This window comes from Halobacillus massiliensis, assembly GCF_900166625.1.
Classification (GTDB): Bacteria; Bacillota; Bacilli; order Bacillales; family Halobacillaceae; genus Halobacillus_A; species Halobacillus_A massiliensis.
In genome coordinates this window covers 2,580,378-2,600,492 of record NZ_LT800499.1, presented here as the reverse complement: position 1 = coordinate 2,600,492, position 20,115 = coordinate 2,580,378, and the positions used below count along the sequence as shown (strand labels likewise).

Annotated in this window: 18 protein-coding genes and 1 riboswitch; of the genes, 15 read left to right on the top strand and 3 right to left on the bottom strand. The window is 41.2% G+C overall.

Annotation, left to right across the window (positions count from 1 at the left end; all coding sequences use genetic code 11):
• Window positions 1-4 precede the first annotated feature (4 nt).
• Together B7E06_RS12980 and zupT are read left to right on the top strand one after the other, a co-directional pair.
• Window positions 5-1,138: a S1C family serine protease gene (locus B7E06_RS12980; protein ID WP_082234398.1), complete on the top strand. Its 1,134-nt coding sequence runs from the start codon at window positions 5-7 to the stop codon at window positions 1,136-1,138.
• A gap of 152 nt (window positions 1,139-1,290) precedes the next feature.
• On the top strand, window positions 1,291-2,097 hold the full coding sequence (gene zupT / locus B7E06_RS12975; protein ID WP_143414494.1) for a zinc transporter ZupT: 807 nt from the start codon (window positions 1,291-1,293) through the stop codon (window positions 2,095-2,097).
• Between the two features lie 83 nt (window positions 2,098-2,180).
• On the opposite strand, the gene B7E06_RS12970 is transcribed toward zupT, so the two are convergent.
• Complete coding sequence (locus tag B7E06_RS12970) at window positions 2,181-2,756, bottom strand: YgjP-like metallopeptidase domain-containing protein (RefSeq protein WP_179134049.1); 576 nt, start codon at window positions 2,754-2,756, stop codon at window positions 2,181-2,183.
• 143 nt (window positions 2,757-2,899) lie between these two features.
• Between B7E06_RS12970 and B7E06_RS12965 the strand changes: the two genes are divergently transcribed.
• From B7E06_RS12965 to thiT, 4 genes are all read left to right on the top strand, one after another.
• Entirely contained in the window at window positions 2,900-3,757 is an 858-nt protein-coding gene (locus B7E06_RS12965) for an SDR family oxidoreductase (protein WP_218672918.1), read from the top strand.
• Window positions 3,754-4,503 carry an alpha/beta hydrolase gene (locus B7E06_RS12960; RefSeq protein ID WP_082234394.1) on the top strand — a complete coding sequence of 250 codons (750 nt, stop codon included), beginning with the start codon at window positions 3,754-3,756 and terminating at the stop codon, window positions 4,501-4,503. Before B7E06_RS12965 ends, B7E06_RS12960 begins: the two co-directional genes overlap by 4 nt.
• A gap of 63 nt (window positions 4,504-4,566) precedes the next feature.
• Window positions 4,567-4,992 (top strand): universal stress protein, encoded by a 426-nt coding sequence (locus B7E06_RS12955; RefSeq protein ID WP_082234393.1) that lies wholly within the window; start codon window positions 4,567-4,569, stop codon window positions 4,990-4,992.
• A gap of 68 nt (window positions 4,993-5,060) precedes the next feature.
• Window positions 5,061-5,165: riboswitch (TPP riboswitch) on the top strand.
• A 79-nt stretch (window positions 5,166-5,244) separates the two neighbouring features.
• Window positions 5,245-5,817, top strand: coding sequence for an energy-coupled thiamine transporter ThiT (gene thiT / locus B7E06_RS12950; protein ID WP_082234392.1), 573 nt, complete (start codon window positions 5,245-5,247; stop codon window positions 5,815-5,817).
• Between the two features lie 93 nt (window positions 5,818-5,910).
• On the opposite strand, the gene B7E06_RS12945 is transcribed toward thiT, so the two are convergent.
• A complete protein-coding gene (locus B7E06_RS12945; protein WP_082235999.1) occupies window positions 5,911-6,816 on the bottom strand; it encodes a LysR substrate-binding domain-containing protein in 906 nt (301 codons plus the stop codon).
• Between the two features lie 222 nt (window positions 6,817-7,038).
• On the opposite strand from B7E06_RS12945, the gene B7E06_RS12940 reads away from it, so the two are divergent.
• From B7E06_RS12940 to B7E06_RS12910, 7 genes are all read left to right on the top strand, one after another.
• Window positions 7,039-9,216 (top strand): malate synthase G, encoded by a 2,178-nt coding sequence (locus B7E06_RS12940; protein ID WP_082234391.1) that lies wholly within the window; start codon window positions 7,039-7,041, stop codon window positions 9,214-9,216.
• A gap of 82 nt (window positions 9,217-9,298) precedes the next feature.
• Window positions 9,299-10,570 carry an FAD-binding oxidoreductase gene (locus B7E06_RS12935; protein ID WP_082234390.1) on the top strand — a complete coding sequence of 424 codons (1,272 nt, stop codon included), beginning with the start codon at window positions 9,299-9,301 and terminating at the stop codon, window positions 10,568-10,570.
• Window positions 10,571-11,968 carry a (Fe-S)-binding protein gene (locus tag B7E06_RS12930; protein ID WP_082234389.1) on the top strand — a complete coding sequence of 466 codons (1,398 nt, stop codon included), beginning with the start codon at window positions 10,571-10,573 and terminating at the stop codon, window positions 11,966-11,968.
• A gap of 6 nt (window positions 11,969-11,974) precedes the next feature.
• On the top strand, window positions 11,975-13,438 hold the full coding sequence (locus tag B7E06_RS12925) for an FAD-binding oxidoreductase (RefSeq protein WP_082234388.1): 1,464 nt from the start codon (window positions 11,975-11,977) through the stop codon (window positions 13,436-13,438).
• A gap of 16 nt (window positions 13,439-13,454) precedes the next feature.
• The gene (locus B7E06_RS12920; protein ID WP_082234387.1) at window positions 13,455-14,237 is read left to right on the top strand and encodes a fumarylacetoacetate hydrolase family protein; all 783 of its coding nucleotides are present in this window, start codon (window positions 13,455-13,457) and stop codon (window positions 14,235-14,237) included.
• Window positions 14,238-14,311: 74 nt separating this feature from the next.
• A complete protein-coding gene (locus B7E06_RS12915) occupies window positions 14,312-16,102 on the top strand; it encodes an L-lactate permease (protein WP_082234386.1) in 1,791 nt (596 codons plus the stop codon).
• 104 nt (window positions 16,103-16,206) lie between these two features.
• The gene (locus tag B7E06_RS12910; RefSeq protein ID WP_179134136.1) at window positions 16,207-17,649 is read left to right on the top strand and encodes a phospholipase D family protein; all 1,443 of its coding nucleotides are present in this window, start codon (window positions 16,207-16,209) and stop codon (window positions 17,647-17,649) included.
• 33 nt (window positions 17,650-17,682) lie between these two features.
• On the opposite strand, the gene B7E06_RS12905 is transcribed toward B7E06_RS12910, so the two are convergent.
• Window positions 17,683-18,039 carry a DUF488 domain-containing protein gene (locus B7E06_RS12905; RefSeq protein WP_082234384.1) on the bottom strand — a complete coding sequence of 119 codons (357 nt, stop codon included), beginning with the start codon at window positions 18,037-18,039 and terminating at the stop codon, window positions 17,683-17,685.
• A 153-nt stretch (window positions 18,040-18,192) separates the two neighbouring features.
• Here B7E06_RS12905 and B7E06_RS12900 point away from each other — a divergent pair, with 153 nt between their 5' ends.
• The gene (locus B7E06_RS12900; RefSeq protein WP_082234383.1) at window positions 18,193-18,783 is read left to right on the top strand and encodes a DUF2087 domain-containing protein; all 591 of its coding nucleotides are present in this window, start codon (window positions 18,193-18,195) and stop codon (window positions 18,781-18,783) included.
• 72 nt (window positions 18,784-18,855) lie between these two features.
• Window positions 18,856-20,061, top strand: coding sequence for an MFS transporter (locus B7E06_RS12895; protein ID WP_179134048.1), 1,206 nt, complete (start codon window positions 18,856-18,858; stop codon window positions 20,059-20,061).
• Window positions 20,062-20,115: the final 54 nt, after the last annotated feature.

The following is a 20,115-nucleotide window of genomic DNA, read 5'->3' as shown; positions in this document are numbered from 1 at the left end:
CAGGATGAGCCGAGAGTGGATGACAAGCCTGATTCTGACGGTCTGTATAATTTTAGCGGGCTTAGGGGGAGTCGTTTATATTAACAAGACCATCCCGGGTCAGCTTGAAGCGAGTGCGATGTTGCAGCAATCTGTGCCTGAAGAAGAGGAAAAGGACATCCCGAGAAATACTCAGGATATTATTTTTGAATCGCAAAAAAAGGTTGTGCAAATTGAACTGGAAAACGGTACGATCGGTTCCGGATTCCTCTACAATGATAAGGGGGATGTCATAACAAATGCCCATGTTGTAGCAAATGCTGAGAAAGTAAATATTATAACAACGGATTCCAAGGAATTGGAAGGTAAAGTGATCGGTATCAGCAGGACTACAGACGTAGCTTTAGTTAGAGTAGATGACTTAAAAGATAAAAAGCCACTTCCGATTAATGAAGAGGAAGATGTTCCCTTATTGACAAAGGTGCTGGCGCTCGGAAGTCCGCTTGGTTTGCAAAATACGGTGACGCGTGGCGAAATCAGCGGCTTGAACAGAAATTTTGAACTTGATCCCTTTTCTTATGAAAATGTATATCAGATTTCTGCCTTGATTTCACCTGGGAACAGTGGGGGACCATTGATAAATGCGGTGACAGGAGAGGTACTCGGAATCAATTCCGCAAAACTGGGGGAAGATTCTATTGGTTTTAGTATTCCCATTCAGGATATTCTTACAAGGGTAAGACAGTGGTCTGATTCTCCAATGAATGAATTGCCGGAGTTTCCTGAAATAACGGCTTCCGGGGAAACTATTGAATCTAAGTCAGACGCCGACCAGGCGACCTATTTAATTCAGTACTTTTATGACAGTATTAACCAAGGGGATTTTGTTACCGCTTATGCGTTGCTTGGGAACAACTGGCAGGGAGGAACAAGCTATGAAGACTTCCGTGCCGGTTATTCCAATACATTATCAGTAACTATTGATAATCTTGTGGCAGATCCCCAGGGCGAAGGGGTTAATGTTACGACTATGATTACTACTGAAGAAACAGTTGACGGCGAAGTTAACTCAAAGAAATATAAGCTGACTTATCATCTTGGATATGAAAATGATGCGATGACCATCATATCCGGTGATGGTGAGGAGATGGATGGATAGAAAAAGACTTTCATTTGAGGAAATCTCAAATGAAAGTCTTTTTTTGGGCACATCTTTTTACCTTTGGGCATAAAATATAACTAGTTCAAAAAAAGTTGCGCTAAGGAAAAATTTAAGTTAGACTATTATCAGATAGAAAGAGAGGAATGGAAATGGAGAATGTATTGTTCGCTTTCGGCCTCACACTTATGGCTGGTTTGGCAACAGGTATAGGAAGTTTATTAGCCTTTTTTACTTCTACGACAAATACTCGCTTCCTATCACTGGCGTTAGGCTTTTCAGCTGGTGTCATGATTTATGTATCTATGGTGGAGATATTTTTTAAAGCCCAGGATTCTCTCGTTCAGGCCTTAGGGCACGGAACTGGACATTGGATTAACGTAGCCAGCTTTTTTGGTGGGATGTTAGTAATTGCTGTCATTGATAAGTTTATTCCTAAGCAGGGCAATCCTCATGAACCCAAGGTAGTCGAGGATATGGAAAAACCTAAGTCAGCGGCTAATGATGCACAACTGCTGAAAATGGGGACTTTTACAGCCCTGGCCATCGCCATTCATAATTTTCCAGAAGGAATTGCAACTTTTACTTCCGCACTTCAAGATCCTTCATTAGGAATAGCGATCGCTGCAGCTATTGCTATTCACAATATTCCAGAAGGGATTGCTGTATCAGTTCCTGTTTATTTCGCCACAGGGGATAAGAAAAAAGCTTTTAAGCTTTCCTTTTTATCAGGCCTTTCAGAACCTATTGGAGCTCTTGTAGCCTATCTCATACTTATGCCTTTCTTAAACGATGTTATGTTCGGAGTACTATTTGCCGGAGTGGCCGGTATCATGGTATTTATCTCATTGGATGAACTGCTTCCTGCTTCCAGAAGGTACGGGGAGGAACACCTGTCGATATACGGGGTCGTAGCCGGTATGGCTGTCATGGCCTTGAGTTTATTATTATTTATTTAAAAAAAGCTGTAGAAAAACAAACGTTTTTCTACAGCTTTTTATATGTTAATGGAGGTTTCAGACTACATTCTCTTACAAGTTTTTTAAAATGTTTTTTCATGCTTCAAGTCTTCAATGTGCCTGGAAATATCTCTCTTAGACCGATGTATCAAACGCCAGTTTAAAAGGATTGCATCTTTCTCTTTTTTTCCCAGTCTAAAGTAGTCTTCTTCAACTGAGACTGGGACTTCTGTTAATAGAGCGAACTTTTCTGCTGCTTTATTTTTGAGCCATTTCTCCCGGTGTTTGTTTAACATGGCCAAGCATTCAACTTTATTATAATTTTCTGGGTATGTAAAAATAAATCTGCCTTTTGAAAAAATAAATAGAGGTTCATCTACTTGATCAGCGGAAAGCAAAAGCTTGTACTTTCGGCCAAGATATGGAAGGCGGTTAGATTCTTCATTCTCATATAAATCAGGATGGATATTTTTCCATTTTTCAAGTATCCAATCTTCTTTCTTCATTAGGAAAGCTTCTACTTTATTCCATGGCTTTTGGGTAGGAGCGGTTATTTTCACCCCGTTTAAATCGTCCAAGTATAACTTAATAAAATGAATATCTTCAAGTCTTACCATCTGATATTTAAACGAATACTGTTGCAGCTTAATTAAGGGCAATTCATTCACCTCTCTTTCATACATCTTCACATTTTATTATAATGCCGTACAATTCGTCAAAACGTAAGATTAAGAGTGTTCAAAAAAAGGTAAACAAAGCGTAGACATGAAATTACCTAATATTAAATGAAAAGGAGAAAGTTATGCAGCCGACAGTTATCATAACAGGAGCAACGAGCGGTTTTGGCTATCATGCGGCAATCAAGTGTGCAGAAAAAGGAATGAATGTCTTTGCCACGATAAGAAATGAAAAGAAATTAAAGATTTTTGAACAGGCTGGATTAGAAAAATCTGTGAAAGATAGAATACAAGTCTGGCGTCTGGATGTTACTAAAGAAGCTTTGCTACAAGAATTTAGAGATCGTATAGAACAGCTTGAGCGCGTGGACGTGCTCATTAACAATGCGGGCTTCGCTATTGGAGGGTTTTTAGAACAGATACCTGTAAATGATTACCGCAGGCAGTTTGAGACCAACGTATTTGGCGTGATCCAGCTGATACAGGCAGTTGTGCCTAAAATGAGAAGACAGCAATATGGAAAAATTATTAACGTAAGCAGTGTCAGCGGTTTAATTGGTTTTCCAGGGCTATCCGCCTATGTTAGTTCAAAACATGCACTTGAAGGATTATCTGAAAGTCTTCGTTTCGAGCTTAAACCATTTGGGATCGATGTCGCTCTTATCGAACCTGGTTCTTTTGAAACAAATATATGGTCATCAGGAATGGACCTTCCCCGGGCGGTCTATGATCCTAAGTCTCCTTACCAGGATTATGTAAAAGGCATTTGGAGGGCGTTAAATAATGAGGAGAGGGAAGACCCAAGGAGAGTCGCAGACCTTATGACAAAGCTTGCGTCAAGTGACAGCCTTAAAAAGCTGAGATATCCAATAGGACCTGGTGTAAGATTAAATGTTTTCTTGAAAAATATACTCCCGTGGGGATTGCTTGAAAAAGTAGTCTTAAATAATATCTTGGGAAAGAAGGAGAACGTCAATAAATGAAAAAATATACAGTTTTAGAAGGAGCACAAGCGATTTATCGGGAAGGAAATGAAGTGGGGATTCTAATTTCCCATGGTTTTACCGGGACAACGCAAAGTATAAAGCCTTTGGCTGATGCTTTTTCCAATGAAGGCTATACAGTTGCCTGTCCTCGTCTGCAAGGACATGGCACAGCCCCGGAAGACATGGAGAAGAGCACTTATGAAGATTGGATGGATTCTATAGATGAAGCTTATGACTGGCTTACTAAAAGGTGCAAGAAAATCTTTGCGGCCGGCTTGTCGATGGGAGGTACCCTCGCTCTATATGCCGCACTGAAGCACAAAGATATATCAGGGACTATTCTGATTAATCCTGCCATAGATATTCCAGATATGGAAAATACAGCAGAAAATTCGGACGAGCGTTTTATAGACGCTATCGGTTCTGATATTAAAAAGCCGGGTGTCTACGAACTTGCCTATGATAAGACGCCTGTCGCTGCTATCAGTCAGCTGAACAGGCTGATGGGAAAAATACACGATACGCTGGGAGAAATCCACTGTCCTATGCTTATTTTTGTATCTGAAGAAGATCATGTAGTGCCGCCTGATAATTCAGAGATGATTTTTGATACGGTCCTATCCGAACATAAGGAACTCATTCACCTTGAAAATAGTTATCATGTAGCCACACTTGATGGGGATCAGGATATAATTATTGAACGAAGCCTGGAATTTATCGTAGCTTATTCAAATGCCAAGTAATAAAAAGGAACCCTCCTCTTACGCAGGTTTTCGAGTATAATAGAGGTAAGGGAGGGGTTAATTATGACAACCAAATTGCTTGTTCCATTTGACGGTTCATCAGGATCCCTGCGCGCTTTACAGCATGCCATTGACATGGCGGAACATACGGGCGTTGAGTTAATTGTTCTTAACGTGCAATTTAACTATAATACGAGAAACGTCCGTAAGTTTACAACAGATCATCAGATCAGGGCGTTTCATGACGAAGCTGCCAAACGAGCGTTTGAAAAAGCAGAAGGCATTTTAAAAGAATCCGGTGTCGCTTACACATTTAGAAAAAGGGTAGGCTTGCCGGATCAGGTGATTTTGGAAGAATCAAGAGATGAAGACATACAGGCCATCATAATGGGGACCCGCGGGGTCGGACGTGTGAGAGGTGCTCTGCTTGGCAGCGTGAGCCAAAATGTAATGCAGTCAACGATTAAGCCTGTAACCATTGTTCCATAAAGCTTTATTTGTCACGATATAAAGATTTCGATATAATAGATTATATAGCAAGAAAAGCAAACGAATACTAAGCCTTCAAGGGGAGCCGTTTAGAGCTGAGAGTGAACGCGTGATGTTCAGACCCTTCGAACCTGTCAGTTAGTACTGGCGCAGGGATGGTGGCTTTTTTGATGGCGATGCACGGGACTCCTCCATCAGGAAGCTTCCCTTTGGCATTGCTTTTTTTGTGCGCATAAAAGGGAGGACTGCAAAATGAGAAATAAAGGTGTTCTATTTTTAGTGGAAATTGCTATTTTTTCAGCTTTAGCTATTTTACTAGATATTCTGCCATTTTTATCTTTTAAGCTTTGGGCACAGGGAGGCTCTGTATCTTTTGCAATGGTGCCGGTATTTATAATGGCCTTTCGCTGGGGGTTAAAGGGAGGAGTGATGACAGGTCTGCTGCTGGGATTCTATCAAATCTTAACAGGAGCTTATATCCTAACAGCTGTGCAGGCATTTCTTGATTATATCGTTGCTTTTGGAGTAATCGGTCTTGCTGGAATTTTCGCTAAACCTGTATGGGAAGCAGCAAAAACTAGAAATTTAAAAAGAATGATTACGTGGATGGTGGCTGGCGCATTTGTCGGGAGCCTTCTGCGTTTTCTCGGTCATTTCATTGCTGGTATTGTATTTTATGGTGAGTTTGCTCCACCCGGCCAGCCTGTCTGGATTTATTCTCTAGTCTATAATGGCGGGTATATGCTTCCTGCTTTTGTTTTAAGTTCAATTGTGATCGGGCTCTTATTCTATAAGAGGCCGTCACTGCTCACTCAAAACGCTTGAATAATGTATAAAATAACCCCTGAACGCTGTAGTCCCGTGCTGCAGCGTTCGGGGGTTTTTCATTTTAAGAAAATTATTTTCGGGACTACACTGCTAATATATAGACATTTCTTCTCCAGCCAGAAGGTGTGTGGACATATCTATGAATTCTCGAACGGCAAACGGAAGATACTTATTTTTTTTCCATACCATCCCAAGCTCCAGGCTAAGATTAGAATTCTTTAAAGGAATTACGGCCAGCATAGGATCAATAATATTACCAGCAATTTTGCTCGGCAATAGGGCACATCCGAGCTTGGCTGCAACCATTTCAATCATAAAATCTCTCTGAGAGCTCTGACAGACAATGTTCGGATGAAAACCTTTGTTGGCACATTCCTCTAATATTTTATCGTGCAGAGTAAAATCTTCACGATATAAGATAAATGGTTCGTTTTCCAGCTCACTTACATCTATGGATTCTTTAGCTGCAAGCGGGTGGTCTCTATCAGTGACGAGTGTAAGTGGATCATGAATAACCTCAATGATTTCAAACATTTCTTCTTTTCTATGAGGAAGGTTGCAGATTAGTCCGATATCAAGAGAACCGTCTTCTACCCCTTGTTTAATCATTTTTGAACCTACCTCGTTTAAAAGCAGCTTGACTTCCGGGTGTTTTTCCTTATAACGGGAAATCACCGAAGAAAAGAATGCGGCTCCAATAATTGGTGGAATGCCAATTTTTATCTCGCCTTTCTTTAAATCCTTTACATCCTTTAACTCGGAATTTAAATTATGAAAGGCATCCAGGACACTTTTTGCGTTAATTAGTACAGCTTTTCCGGCATCTGTTAATACAAGCTGTTTGGAACGATAAAAAAGCGGGACACCTAATTCGTCTTCGAGTTGTTTAATAGCTTTACTTAATGAGGGTTGAGAAACGTGAAGAGTTGCTGCTGCTTTAGTAAAGCTCAGCTGCTTGGCAGCCTCAGAGAAATATTCCAAATGACGAATATCCACAAAAATCACTCCATTTTTACCATTTTCGTTCTGTTTTACAACAGGAAAACCCTGAAAAGTCTGTGTTATAACTAAATGGAATAATGTAAATTCCAAATATATATTTTAGATATATTTACTTCTATTATAAGATAAGTGGTAAGGAATGGATAGAAAATTCGGAATCTTGGAAGCGTTTTTTTTAGTCCATATCTATCAAATTACTTTATAGGAGGAAGAGCGATGAAAGACTACGTGCAGCTAGGAAGTTTACAAGTAGCTCCTGAACTTTATGAATTTATTAATGATGAAGCAATTCCGGAAAGCGGAATAACCAGTGAAGACTTTTGGACAGGGCTAGAAGCTATTGTTCTAAATCTCGCACCGGAAAACAAACAACTTTTAAAAAAGCGCGAAGATATTCAAAGCCAAATTGACTCCTGGCATAAAGAGAACAAGAGCTTTAATGCTGAGAATTACCAGTCCTTTTTAAAAGAATTAAATTATCTTGAAGAAGAGGCTGAAGATTTTGAGATCAATACCGAGAACGTTGATGAAGAGATTTCTCTACAGGCAGGGCCTCAACTGGTCGTTCCGGTAAATAACGCACGCTACGCTATAAACGCTGCGAATGCCCGCTGGGGAAGTCTTTATGATGCTCTTTATGGCACCGATGCTATTTCAGAGGAAGATGGAGCGGAAGTTAAAGGAGCCTACAACCCTGTAAGGGGAGATAAGGTTATTAACTATTCAAAGCAATTTCTTGATGAGACAGTCCCTTTGAAAGAAGGTTCACATAAGGATGTAGAAGCCTATAAAGTGAAGAACGGCCGGCTGTCAGTTCAGCTTGAGGGCGGACATGTGACAGGGCTGAAAGAGGATTCTAAGTTTGCTGGTTATAACGGAAACGAGGAAGAACCTCAGGCCATTCTATTAAAAAACAATGGCATTTATCTAGAAATTCAAATCGATCGCGAAGATGCCATTGGCCGAACAGATAAGGCAGGAGCGAAAGATATTCTGGTAGAGTCCGCGCTTACCACTATTATGGACTTTGAAGATTCAGTCACGGCTGTCGATGCAGAAGATAAAGTGCTGGTTTATAGAAACTACCTCGGACTTATTAAAGGAGATCTCTCAGTTACCTTCAAAAAAGGAGATGGAGAGGTAACTCGTGAACTGAACGCTGATCGAACTTACTCACGTCCCGATGGCGGAGAGTTAACGCTTCCCGGCCGTTCTCTAATGTTTGCCCGTAACGTGGGCCACCTAATGACCAACAACGCGGTGCTTGATAAAAATGGTGATGAGGTCCCTGAGGGGATTCTAGATACAGTTATTACGGGTTTAATTGCAAAACATGATGTATTACAAAACGGGCGCTACAGGAATTCCAGAGAAGGTTCTGTTTATATTGTCAAACCAAAAATGCATGGATCTGAAGAAGTAGCTTTTGCAGAAGATCTGTTCAAACGAACGGAAGACCTCCTCGGCTATAAACGAAATACGTTAAAAATTGGAGTCATGGATGAAGAGCGCCGTACAACACTTAACTTAAAAGCGTGTATCAGTAAAGTTAAAGACAGGGTGGCTTTTATTAATACAGGTTTCCTTGACCGAACTGGTGATGAAATTCATACCTCGATGGAAGCTGGCCCTATGATCAGGAAAGGAGAAATGAAAAACTCCACCTGGCTGAACGCTTATGAAAAATCCAATGTAACGACAGGACTTAAGAGCGGATTCAGGAGAAAAGCTCAAATCGGTAAAGGGATGTGGGCTATGCCTGATATGATGGTTGCGATGCTTGAACAAAAAGATGGACAGCTGAAGGCGGGTGCAAATACAGCGTGGGTGCCTTCTCCGACTGCTGCGACACTTCATGCTCTTCATTATCACAAGATCGATGTAGCTGACGTTCAAAGTGAGTGGACTACGAGTGATGATAACTACAGGGAAGAAATCCTGCAGATTCCTGTCGCCGAAAATCCAAATTGGTCACAGGAAGAAATTCAGGAAGAATTAGACAATAACGCTCAAGGAATTCTTGGATATGTTGTCCGATGGGTAGAGCATGGGGTCGGCTGTTCGAAAGTTCCGGATATCAATAATATTAACCTTATGGAAGATCGCGCTACTTTAAGAATATCCAGTCAGCATATTGCAAATTGGCTTCATCATGGGATATGCACAGAAGACCAGGTGACAGAGACTTTAGAACGGATGGCAAAAGTAGTGGATGAACAGAATGCAGATGACCCAGAGTATCGTTCCATGGCCGCTGATTATGACAGCTCCATCGCATTTCAGGCTGCCCGTGAATTAATATTCAAAGGTGTAGAACAGCCTAGCGGTTATACAGAACCAATTCTGCACCGTCGCCGATTAGAAATGAAAGCAAAGGAATATGCGAAAGGTTGATAAGTGATAAGGAGCCATTAACGACAGTTAGTGGCTTCTTTTATAAAGCATCCGAATTACCTGACTAAAAGAGGTGTAACAGATGGAAACAAAGGATGTCTTACAAAGTACAATTAATGGATTTGGGAATAACGGAACACTAAAGTACTTCCCGGTGAGTGAGTCGGAAATCTCTGAAATCTTAAAGAAAGCAAATCAGGCAGGAGATAAAGTAACTGTTGTCTCTGGAGGGACGAAAAGAGGATACGGAGGATTAAAGAATGATTATGATATCGTTCTTTCTCTCGCTGATTATAAAGGTATCGTAGAACATACCGCCGGAGATATGACAGTTACTGTCCGTTCGGGAACGACCATACAAGAACTGCAGGATTTTTTAAAAGATTTCGGCCAGATGGTTTCCCTTGATCCAAACTGGCCGGCAGACGCTACGATCGGCGGTGTCATTGCCGCTAATGAAAGCGGACCTAAACGAATGAAATATGGATCAGCGAGAGACCAGGTAATAGGTTTAAGGATTGTGTATCCTGATGGGACACTTACCCGTACAGGAGGGAAAGTAGTTAAAAATGTTGCAGGCTATGACATGAATAAGCTTTTCATAGGGTCTATGGGCACATTGGGTGTAATCACAGAAATTACAATGAAGCTTCGCCCTGTTCCTAAGTGTGAGAGTCTCATACAGATTAAAGTTCCTTCAGGAAAGCTGGATGACCTGCGCGCGTTTTCCAAAAGCATTCAGGATTCTATGTTGGAACCGGTTACATTGGAGATTATGAATCCAGCTTTTTCAAAACGAATTTTAAATGAGGAAAGCTTTCATCTGCTGATCGGCTTAGAGGACGTTGAAAATTCGGTGCGTTATCAGGAAACATGGATTGAAGCTAATATTCCAGAAGGATTACCAATCAAAATAGTAAACGGGGAAGAAGCATGCGCATTCTGGAGCTCGTTTTCTAATGCAGTCCCTAACAGCCTTTCTGCAAAACAAAACCAGGCAGTACTAAAGATAAGCACTAAAAACATGGATGTTTTTGAAATAATACATGAGGCACAGAAGCTTGAGGACGAAGGGTTAGAGCATGTAGAAAGCCACGGCGGGACAGGACACGGAATTTCTTACGTCATTTTAACAGGTAATAAGGACGGCGTTACAGCCGCTATTAAGAAGCTCCGTGCTGAAGCCGAGAAGAGAAAAGGGCATGCCGTAATTAAACACATGCCTTATGAATGGCGGAAAGAAACGGACGTCTGGGGGCATAACCCGGCTTATTTCTTTCTTCTTCAAGGAATTAAGGAAAAGGCTGATCCTAACAACACGCTGAATCATCAGAGATTCGTAGGAGGGATATAGATGGAAACCAGCGGTACAAACGTACTGGAAAAAAACGATCCGCCATGTTCTGAGTATGATAACCGGCTAACAAATTACTTATTAAAGGATCATCCAGACCCTCATAAATGGGCAGATTGTGTTCATTGCGGCATGTGTCTTGAATCGTGCCCTACTTATTTAGAAACAGGACAGGAACAACATTCACCCAGAGGAAGGGTTCACTTAATTAAGTCAGTTGCCGAAGGGAAAATCAATGTCAATGAACAATTCGCAGATCCAGTGTTTCAATGTCTTGACTGCAGAGCCTGTACGACAGCCTGTCCAGCTAACGTCGACGTCGGCGGTCTTATTGAAGAAGCTCGGGGGCAGATCCGCCAGGCAGTTCCGTTAAAAGGATGGAAGGCATCCGTGAGCAGCTTATTCTTAAAAGATTTATTTCCACATCCAAAAAGAATGCATACAGTTAGTAATCTATTAAAAATCTATCAAAGGAGCGGGCTTCAATCCGTTGTGAGAAAAACGGGAGCACTGAAGGTTATGCCTTCCCACTTAGCGAATATGGAAGCCATTATGCCAAAAGTAAAGCAGTCTGTACAAAAAAAATACAAAGATACAGAATTTATTCCAGCCCGGGGAACACCTAAAGCTAAAGTATCTATGCTGACTGGCTGCATAATGGATATTATGTTCAGTGACATCAATCAGTCTACGATTGATGTACTTACACATAACAACAATGATGTAGAGATACCAAAGAAGCAGACATGCTGTGGAGCTTTACATGTGCACGCTGGCGACCGAGATATGGGAAGGAAGCTCGCAAAGCAGAACATTGAAGCATTTGAAGATTCAGGGAAAGTTATCGTTAATGCAGCTGGCTGCGGCTGTGCGCTTAAAGAATATCCGGAATTATTTAAAGATGAACCGGAATGGAAAGAAAGAGCAGAGAGGTTTTCTGAGAAAGTAGAAGATATTTCTAAATACCTTTATGATACCGGATACGAGAAGCCGAAAAGTCCGGTTCATAAGAAAATCACCTATCATGATGCTTGCCATCTGGCTCATGGTCAAGGAGTCCGGCATGAACCCCGTAAGCTGCTTCAGGATATACCGGGGGTTGAGTATAAAGAAATGGCAAACGCTGATATGTGCTGCGGGAGTGCAGGAGTCTATAATATTACAAATCCTGAAATGGCCGAGGCTGTGCTTGATAGGAAAATGGAAAACGTCCCAGAAGAAGTGGAAATGATTTCTATGGGAAATCCGGGATGCATGCTTCAAATGGCTATGGGTGTACAGAAATTTGGCAGAAGAAGTGAAATTGTCCATACTGTCCAGCTTCTCGACTGGGCTTATAAGGAAGACGAGCAGAACGAGCGGGCAAAACAGAAAGAATTATTTCCTCAAAAAGGGTGATCACTAATGTTTGGCAAAAAGAAGAAACAGACCTATCCAGACGTTCATATTAAGAATCTGGCCGAAATTGTCGGGCCTAAAGAAATCCTTTTTGCTGATGAAGACCTTATATCCTATGATTCCGATGGGTTCACAGTACACAAAGCTTTACCTAAAGCAGTGGTTTTTCCTGGCGATACATCAGAAGTTGCTGAAATCGTTCGCTATTGTCATAGAAACAACCTGCCTTTTCTTGCCCGTGGGGCAGGAACTGGACTTAGCGGTGGAGCCATTCCAATGAATCAGGAAGTGATCATCAGTTTAAGTAAAATGAAAAAGCTGATAAGTGTGGACTTTGAAAACCGGCAGGCTGTTGTTCAGCCAGGTTTTGTAAATCTGAAGCTGACCAATTCAATTGCCCACAAAGGTTATTACTATGCGCCAGATCCATCGAGTCAGTATGTGTGTACAATAGGAGGCAATGTGGCCGAAAATGCCGGTGGCGCACACTGTTTGAAATACGGGGTGACCACCAATCATATTTTAGGTCTGGAGGTCGTCCTTCCTAATGGAGAAGTGATTGAGATTAGTGAAGGCGGAGTTCCAGATGCACCAGGGTATGATTTAATCGGGCTGCTGACCGGGTCAGAAGGCACCCTTGGAATTGTAACGAAAATTACTGTCAGGATTCTTAAGAACCCGGAAGGAAAACAAACCGTTCTTGCTTATTTTAATAACGTAGAAGATGGAAGCCTGGCGGTATCCGATATAATATCAGCGGGTATTGTACCGGCTGCTTTGGAAATGATGGACAAAACAGCGATTGAAGGGGTAGAAGCCGGAGCGTTCCCTGTAGGCCACCCTAAAGATATCGAAGCTTTACTGCTGATTGAAGTAGATGGCGTTGTGGCTGGGATTGATGAACAAATTGAGCAAATCCTTACGGTATGTAAAGCAAGAAATGTAAGAGAGGTAAAAGTTGCTCAAAGTGAAGAAGAAAGAGGGAAATGGTGGGCCAATCGAAAAACAGGGTTTGGAGCTATGGGGGCCATTTCACCAGATTACCTTGTACAGGACGGGGTTATCCCGAGAAGCCGGCTTCCGGAAGTGCTGGATAGAATTGCCGAAATAAGTGCAGAATCCGGGTTAAGAATCGCTAATATCTTCCATGCAGGCGACGGAAATCTTCATCCGCTAATCTTATTTGATGCGAGATTAGACGGAGAGACAGAAAAAGCCTTAGAAGCTGGTACCGCTTGTCTAAAAGCCTGTGCAGATGTGGGCGGCTCGATTACAGGTGAACATGGAGTCGGTATTGAGAAAAAAGAAGAAATGCGGTTTATTTTTACAGATGACGAACTCGATGCTCAGACTCGTTTAAGGGAAGTGTTTAATCCAGAAGATCTTTTAAACAAAGGCAAGCTCTTCCCCACCCCGAGCCGTTGTATGGATGTTAAAAAAATAGTCAAAGACACGGTAGCTGTTAATTGAATAAGGAGGAATTACGATGAAATTGGTGCGTCTTAGTAATGCTGGGAAAGTTCAATATGGAGAACTTAGACAGGAAGGCATTCATTTAATTACAGGAGACATTTATGGAGACTGGGAGTATACGGGTGAAATCATTGCAGAGAAGGAGGCAGAACTCCTGGCTCCTATCGAACCGGGTAAAGTAATCGGCATCGGAGCTAACTATGTAGGAAAAGAAAGTGATCTTCCTGAAAAACTTCCGGAGCTCCCTGTATTTTTCTTTAAACCTTCCTCTTCTGTAGTTGGCCCGGGAGCTGAAATTGAAATTCCAGAACTAATCGAGGAAGTGAAATTTGAGTCAGAGCTGGCCGTTGTCATTGGAAAAGAGATGAGAAATGTAGAAAAAGAAGAAGTGCTCGATTATATATTTGGGTATACGGTTGGAAATGATGTTACCGCTCCCCAGTTCTTCCATGAAGATGGTCACTGGACACTTGGAAAATCATTCGATACGTTTACACCTTTAGGTCCCTGTTTGGAAACAGAACTTGATCCTTCTGAGATTTCTGTAAAAGCCTATATAAATGGGGAAGAAAAGCAAAACAGCCCTACATCTTTGATGATTGTTCCATTAAAAGAGATGGTGTCCTATTTATCAAAAATCATGACATTAAAACCGGGTGACTGCATTTTGACGGGAAGCCCCCTTGGTGCTCATTTTATTTCAGAAGGCGATGACGTGGAGTGTACGATCGAGCAGATTGGCACATTGAAAAATCAGCTGATAAGAACGTCTGCAGCTGTATCGGGTAACAAGTAGACTTTTTTGGATCCAGGTACTGATAGAGGATTAGTCAGTACCTGGCACCTATATTTAAAAATGGAGGGTGAGAAATGAATACTGGTACCTTAGCAATGCTGTCATTACTCCCGATTGTTGCCGTAGGGATCTTCCTCGTAGGTCTCAGGTGGCCGGCGAGTAAAGCCATGCCGATCTCCTACATAGTTGCTGTTCTGCTGGCACTTTTTGTCTGGCAGGTCCCGGGGGCCGTAGTGGCTGCTGCTTCAGTTAACGGACTTGTCGTTGCTGCTACGCTTTTATACATTATATTTGGGGCGATTCTTCTCCTTAATACGCTGCAGGAAAGCGGTGGAATAAAAACCATCCGTGAAGGTTTTATCGATATTTCCCCTGACCGGAGGGTCCAGGTCATTATTGTCGCCTGGCTGTTTGGGTCATTTATTGAAGGAACAGCCGGTTTTGGTACTCCCGCAGCTGTAGCTGTGCCGCTGCTTGTCGGATTAGGATTTCCAGCGATGGCAGCTGTAGTGGCTGGTATGGTCATTCAAAGTACACCTGTATCATTTGGTGCAGTAGGAACTCCTGTACTTGTAGGTGTTCAGACAGGTCTTGCTGCTGACGCCTCGATTACAGACAACTTTTTGTCTCTTGTTACAGGAATCGCTGGTCAAGTTGCTATTATTCATGCTATTACAGGGACACTTGTTCCGTTATTTGTTGTAGCATTAATGACAAGGTTTTTTGGTAAAAATAAATCTTTTAGTGAAGGCCTTCAAATATGGAAATTCGCTCTGTTTGCAGCCTTTGCAATGACGATTCCATATGTTTTAGTTGCCAACCTTCTAGGTCCTGAATTTCCATCGTTAATCGGCGGCCTTGTAGGGCTTGCGATCGTAATACCGGCTGCTAAAAAAGGTTTCCTAATGCCTCCTAAAGATCAGCAATGGGATTTCGATGAACAGTCCCAATGGGACCCTTCCTGGACCGGAAGAATTGAAATTAAAGATGTAACACATAAAAGTGGAAGAATGTCGATGATCCGAGCATGGACGCCCTATTTATTAATTGGACTTATTCTAGTGTTAACAAGATTGAAAGCGCTGCCATTAAACGAATGGATCACATCATGGACTCTGGAGCTAAATAACATCTTCGGGACATCGATTACAGCCAGCTTTCAGCCGCTTCATTCACCGGGGACGGTATTTGTTTTAGTTTCCCTTATCACTTTTATCATCCACCAAATGAGCACAGGAGCCTACAAAAAAGCTTTGACTCACTCAGCTAAAACGATGATTCCGGCATCGGCCGCATTGATTTTTACAGTACCAATGGTTCAGGTGTTTTTAAATAGTGAAGGCGGCTTGGCAGGCTATGAAAGCATGCCTATGGAACTTGCTACAGGAGTAGCTAACCTGACCGGTGATTTCTGGCCGCTGTTTTCTACATTTGTAGGTGGACTTGGTGCCTTTATTGCCGGAAGCAATACAGTCAGCAACATGATGTTTTCTTTGTTTCAATATAATGTTGGGTCCCAAATCGGTGTTAATGCCAACTGGATTGTAGCCCTTCAGGCTGTAGGCGGAGCTGCTGGGAATATGATTTGTGTTCACAATGTAGTAGCAGCCTGTGCGGTCGTAGGGTTGGTTGGAAAAGAAGGCGATATCATACGAAAAACCATCTTCCCGTTTCTGTATTATGCAATGTTCGCTGGTGCTCTAGGTTATACCATTGTATGGACTGCAGAGAAAGGAATTTTTAATATTGGTTCGATTATAGTGGCTATCATAAGCACTATCGCTGTATATATTATTGCTTCTAATAAACGCAGGATGACAGAGTTATCTCTAAACAAAGACAAGCCATTTAAATCCGCAAAATAAGGAGTTACACCTGGTTCATAGGTATCTATCTATGATATCAGGTGTTTTTTTCTGTTCTCTTACTTATAATAAGCGAGAGAGTGGAGGTATGTCTTTTGGAAAAGATGTTGCAAGTTTATCGGAAAAAATGGTTTAAGTTTTTATTGGGATTAGGAATGATACTATCTATCGTTATAGCTTATCATACCTCGTGGAAAAGCCTGCCGGCAGGGACAAATTATAAAGGGGAGGTTCATAACATCTCTGATATTGAATTTTTTAAAGATTTAACATATGAAGATGAGGCAGGAAAAACAGTTCATGAGCTTGAAACATTTAATGAAATGTATGAGCTAATATCAGAAGCAGAAGAATTTGTCGTACTGGATATGTTTTTATTTAATTCCTATACAAGTGAGAACCGGGACTTTGTGCCGCTAGCTGACGAGCTTACAAACCGTCTAATTCAACAGAAGAAAAAACATCCTGAGCTGGAGATTATATTTATAACTGATCAGGTTAATACAGGATACGGCTCCTATGTTTCTAAAGAAATGAAAGCATTAAAAGACAATGGAATCGAAGTTGTCCTCACAGACTTGAATCAGCTCCGTGATTCTAATCCCCTCTATTCAAGTGTATGGCGTGTGTTCTTCAGCTGGATGGGTACAGGAAATAAAGGATGGATACCTAACCCGTTTGCCAGTGATGCTCCCGAAGTGACCTTACGTTCATATTTAAAGCTAATGAATATTAAAGCGAATCATCGAAAAGTAGTGGTTACGGAAAATGCGGGAATAGTTTCAACAGGAAATCCTCATAATGAGAGCAGTTTTCATGAAAATGTGGCCTTTAAAGTCACTGGGCCTATACTTAAGGATCTCTTGGAAGCAGAAAAAGCGGTCGTGGAATACTCTGCTGCTGATGTGAAATTTCCAGATTATAATCCTGATGCTTTTAAAGCAGAGGAAGGGGATTTGAACGTCCAGTACTTAACAGAAGGGAAAATTTATGAAGCTATCCTAAATGAGCTGGGGGAAGTTAAGTCAGACGATACGATTTGGCTGGGAATGTTTTATTTAGCCGACCGAAAAATAGTGGATTTACTTGATAAAGCTGCTGAAAAAGGCGCTAAAGTAAATATCGTGCTTGACCCTAACACGATGGCGTTTGGTAATAAGAAAACAGGGGTACCCAATTTACCGGTCGCTGCAGAGATTCAGGAGCTCGGCCATGAAAACTTAAGGATCAGATGGTATGACATTAATAAAGAACAGTACCATACGAAAATGCTTTACATCGATAAAGAAGAGGAACAAGTCATTATTGCTGGATCAGCAAATTTTACAAGGCGTAATCTGGCAAACTTAAATCTTGAGTCTAATCTAAAAATAAGCGGACAGAGCGGAGAAGAAGTTTTCCATGAAGTTGACAGCTATTTTAAGCGGATATGGAATAATGAAAACGGTCATTTTACGACAGAATATGAGGAGTATCAAGACAAACTTACCCCTCTTCGATATGTAACTTATCATCTGCAGAAATGGACATGGTTTACGACATATTAACGGTTTGGACTTCCCGTCTTCGGTTTTTTTCTATCATTTTCTCATCATTTCTTTAAGCACAACAGCATGATTGAATTTTGTATTTTTAGATCCGTACAGGAGTATTACACGTTCAGTTTTTGATTTTTCTTTCAGTCTATTTAGCAGAGAAAGCTTATGGTGATCCTGCTGAATTTCTGATCGGTACTGTTTTGAAAATTCTTCAAATTTTTCAGGTTCGTGATTAAACCATTTTCTGAGACTGGGACTTGGAGCAAGGTCTTTTGCCCAATCATCAAGTTTGGCGGCATTTTTTGAAATACCCCTTGGCCATACGCGGTCCACAAGAATTCTGTTTCCTTTAGTCACATCACCTTTTTCCTCATAAATACGCTTTAAAATGATACTCATTCCTATTCCCTCCCCAATGTTTATTAGATTAAATCTTTTAAAGTAAAAAGACAAGCCAGACTTCTGCCGGGATTTTCTCGGCAGAATTTTCATTGACATAAATTAATTATTAGATTAATGTCTAATTAGATGATTATTTAATGAGGTGACATTATGCAGCTGGACCGGATGGTGAATTTTTACAAAGCAGTTGGAGATACAACCCGTCTTCGGATTTTAACACTACTGAAAAAAGGACCGCTCCATGGTCAGGCTATTGCTCATAAACTTGGTCTGCGTGCTCCAACGATTACCCATCATATAAAAAAATTGCGAGATACGGGAATGGTGTATGCCAGGCGGGATAGGAATACGATTTATTTTTACTTAGATGAAAAGAAGCTTGAGTTTATGTCAACCGCAATCTTGAGATTAGGGGATGATGAAGTGAAACAAGAAGAGTTATTTGTATCTGAACTAGATCAGCAGAAGATCCTTCGCAACTTTTTAACGAAGGAAGGAAAACTGAAGCAGATGCCGAGCCAGCTTAAAAAGAAACTGATCGTCCTTTCTTATTTTGTTCAGGATTTTGAAATGGGCAAAACATATAGCGAGCAGGAAATTAATGAACAAATCCTTAACTTCTTTGATGATTATGCCACTGTAAGAAGAGAGTGGATCATGCAGGGCTACATGTACAGGGAAAAGGGGCAGTACGAATTGAATCCATCAGAAATGTGGCCAGTCGTCGTAAAGCGTCTGTAAGGCTTCGATTAAATCGAAGCTTTTTCTTTGGGTAACTAATTAGATATATATCTAATTAAGGGGGGAGGGATGATGTTGAAGAAACATCCATACACAAGATTTTTTGGGGCTGGGTTGATAAGCGGTGTAGGTGACCGCTTCAGTCAAGTCGCCGTGCTGGCCTTGATTCTGGAATATACAGGCTCAGGACTTGCAGTAGGAATGGTTATGGGATTAAGAGTAATTCCGTTTTTGCTGCTGTCTCCGCTCGGTGGTAAACTGGCGGACAAGTTGAATCGTAAAACACTGCTTATTACGACAGATCTTTTACGTGTTCCTATTGCACTATCATTTTTGCTTATAAGTAATAAGAGTGATTTATGGATGATCTATGTAGGGGTCTTCCTTCTGGCTTGCGGAGAGGCATTTTACTCACCGATTCGAAAAAGCAGTATTGGTGGTTTAGTTGAAAAGAAACATCTTATAAAAGTAAATGCACTCGAGCAAGTAATGATTGGAGTCGTACTTATAGCCGGCTCAGTGGGCGGAGGCATTGTTGCATTCTTTGTTAGTCATAATGCTTCTTTTTATCTTAACGCGGCGACCTTTTTTGCATCTGCCTGGTTATTAAGAAAAATCCCGCCCCTCCCTCTTCAAAGGAAGGAAAACAAAGAGAATCTACCGGGACATTGGATACGTTCTTTAGAAGAAATAGTATGGTGGGTAATCATTATACAATTAACCCTTTCAGTCGCTGATGGAATTATTAATGTATTAATCAGTTATTACGGAGCCATTACGTTTAATCTTGGAGACTTAGGTGTCGGTCTGTTATACGGTTCTTTAGGAACAGGGTTGGTTTTAAGTTTTTGGGTGGTTCAATTAATCAAAAGAAAGTATTTATTAGCCGCGATTTTTACAATTTTTATTGAGGGCATGATGCACATATTAGCGAGCCAGTCTTCAACTATAGAAAAGGCAGTAGTGGCGTTTATTCTTATTTCTTTAGCAGGCGGTGTGACTAATGCAAGTCTGGATAGTTTAATTATGATGCATACGAAGCCGAGCGATCAGGGGAAAGTTTTCGGCTTCCTTGATTCTGCTACAAATATTAATATGGGTATCATTATGTATGGGACCGGGTGGCTGCTCGAACATTTTGATGCCCGCTGGGTAGGAGCGGGAGGTGGGATCTTTCAGCTAACAGCAGCTCTGATATTGCTAGTGAGTTTGATGTTAAGAGAAATTATTAAATATTATAATACTACTAGAAACAGAAGAGCTGGACGCTTCGATTAGTTGTTTCATTTTAATATTATGTTTTATTAGTCAGTAGATAGGTTAAAGGGAACT

Excerpts from the sequence above, each read along its gene's own strand:
- B7E06_RS12900 (WP_082234383.1), top strand. The coding sequence starts at position 18,193 with ATGCAGCTGGACCGGATGGTGAATTTTTACAAAGCAGTTGGAGATACA.
- B7E06_RS12930 (WP_082234389.1), top strand. The coding sequence starts at position 10,571 with ATGGAAACCAGCGGTACAAACGTACTGGAAAAAAACGATCCGCCATGT.
- B7E06_RS12920 (WP_082234387.1), top strand. The coding sequence starts at position 13,455 with ATGAAATTGGTGCGTCTTAGTAATGCTGGGAAAGTTCAATATGGAGAA.
- B7E06_RS12915 (WP_082234386.1), top strand. The coding sequence starts at position 14,312 with ATGAATACTGGTACCTTAGCAATGCTGTCATTACTCCCGATTGTTGCC.
- B7E06_RS12965 (WP_218672918.1), top strand. The coding sequence starts at position 2,900 with ATGCAGCCGACAGTTATCATAACAGGAGCAACGAGCGGTTTTGGCTAT.
- B7E06_RS12980 (WP_082234398.1), top strand. The coding sequence starts at position 5 with ATGAGCCGAGAGTGGATGACAAGCCTGATTCTGACGGTCTGTATAATT.
- B7E06_RS12895 (WP_179134048.1), top strand. The coding sequence starts at position 18,856 with ATGTTGAAGAAACATCCATACACAAGATTTTTTGGGGCTGGGTTGATA.
- B7E06_RS12940 (WP_082234391.1), top strand. The coding sequence starts at position 7,039 with ATGAAAGACTACGTGCAGCTAGGAAGTTTACAAGTAGCTCCTGAACTT.
- B7E06_RS12905 (WP_082234384.1), bottom strand. The coding sequence starts at position 18,039 with ATGAGTATCATTTTAAAGCGTATTTATGAGGAAAAAGGTGATGTGACT.
- B7E06_RS12910 (WP_179134136.1), top strand. The coding sequence starts at position 16,207 with ATGTTGCAAGTTTATCGGAAAAAATGGTTTAAGTTTTTATTGGGATTA.
- B7E06_RS12925 (WP_082234388.1), top strand. The coding sequence starts at position 11,975 with ATGTTTGGCAAAAAGAAGAAACAGACCTATCCAGACGTTCATATTAAG.
- B7E06_RS12935 (WP_082234390.1), top strand. The coding sequence starts at position 9,299 with ATGGAAACAAAGGATGTCTTACAAAGTACAATTAATGGATTTGGGAAT.
- B7E06_RS12960 (WP_082234394.1), top strand. The coding sequence starts at position 3,754 with ATGAAAAAATATACAGTTTTAGAAGGAGCACAAGCGATTTATCGGGAA.
- thiT (WP_082234392.1), top strand. The coding sequence starts at position 5,245 with ATGAGAAATAAAGGTGTTCTATTTTTAGTGGAAATTGCTATTTTTTCA.
- B7E06_RS12955 (WP_082234393.1), top strand. The coding sequence starts at position 4,567 with ATGACAACCAAATTGCTTGTTCCATTTGACGGTTCATCAGGATCCCTG.
- zupT (WP_143414494.1), top strand. The coding sequence starts at position 1,291 with ATGGAGAATGTATTGTTCGCTTTCGGCCTCACACTTATGGCTGGTTTG.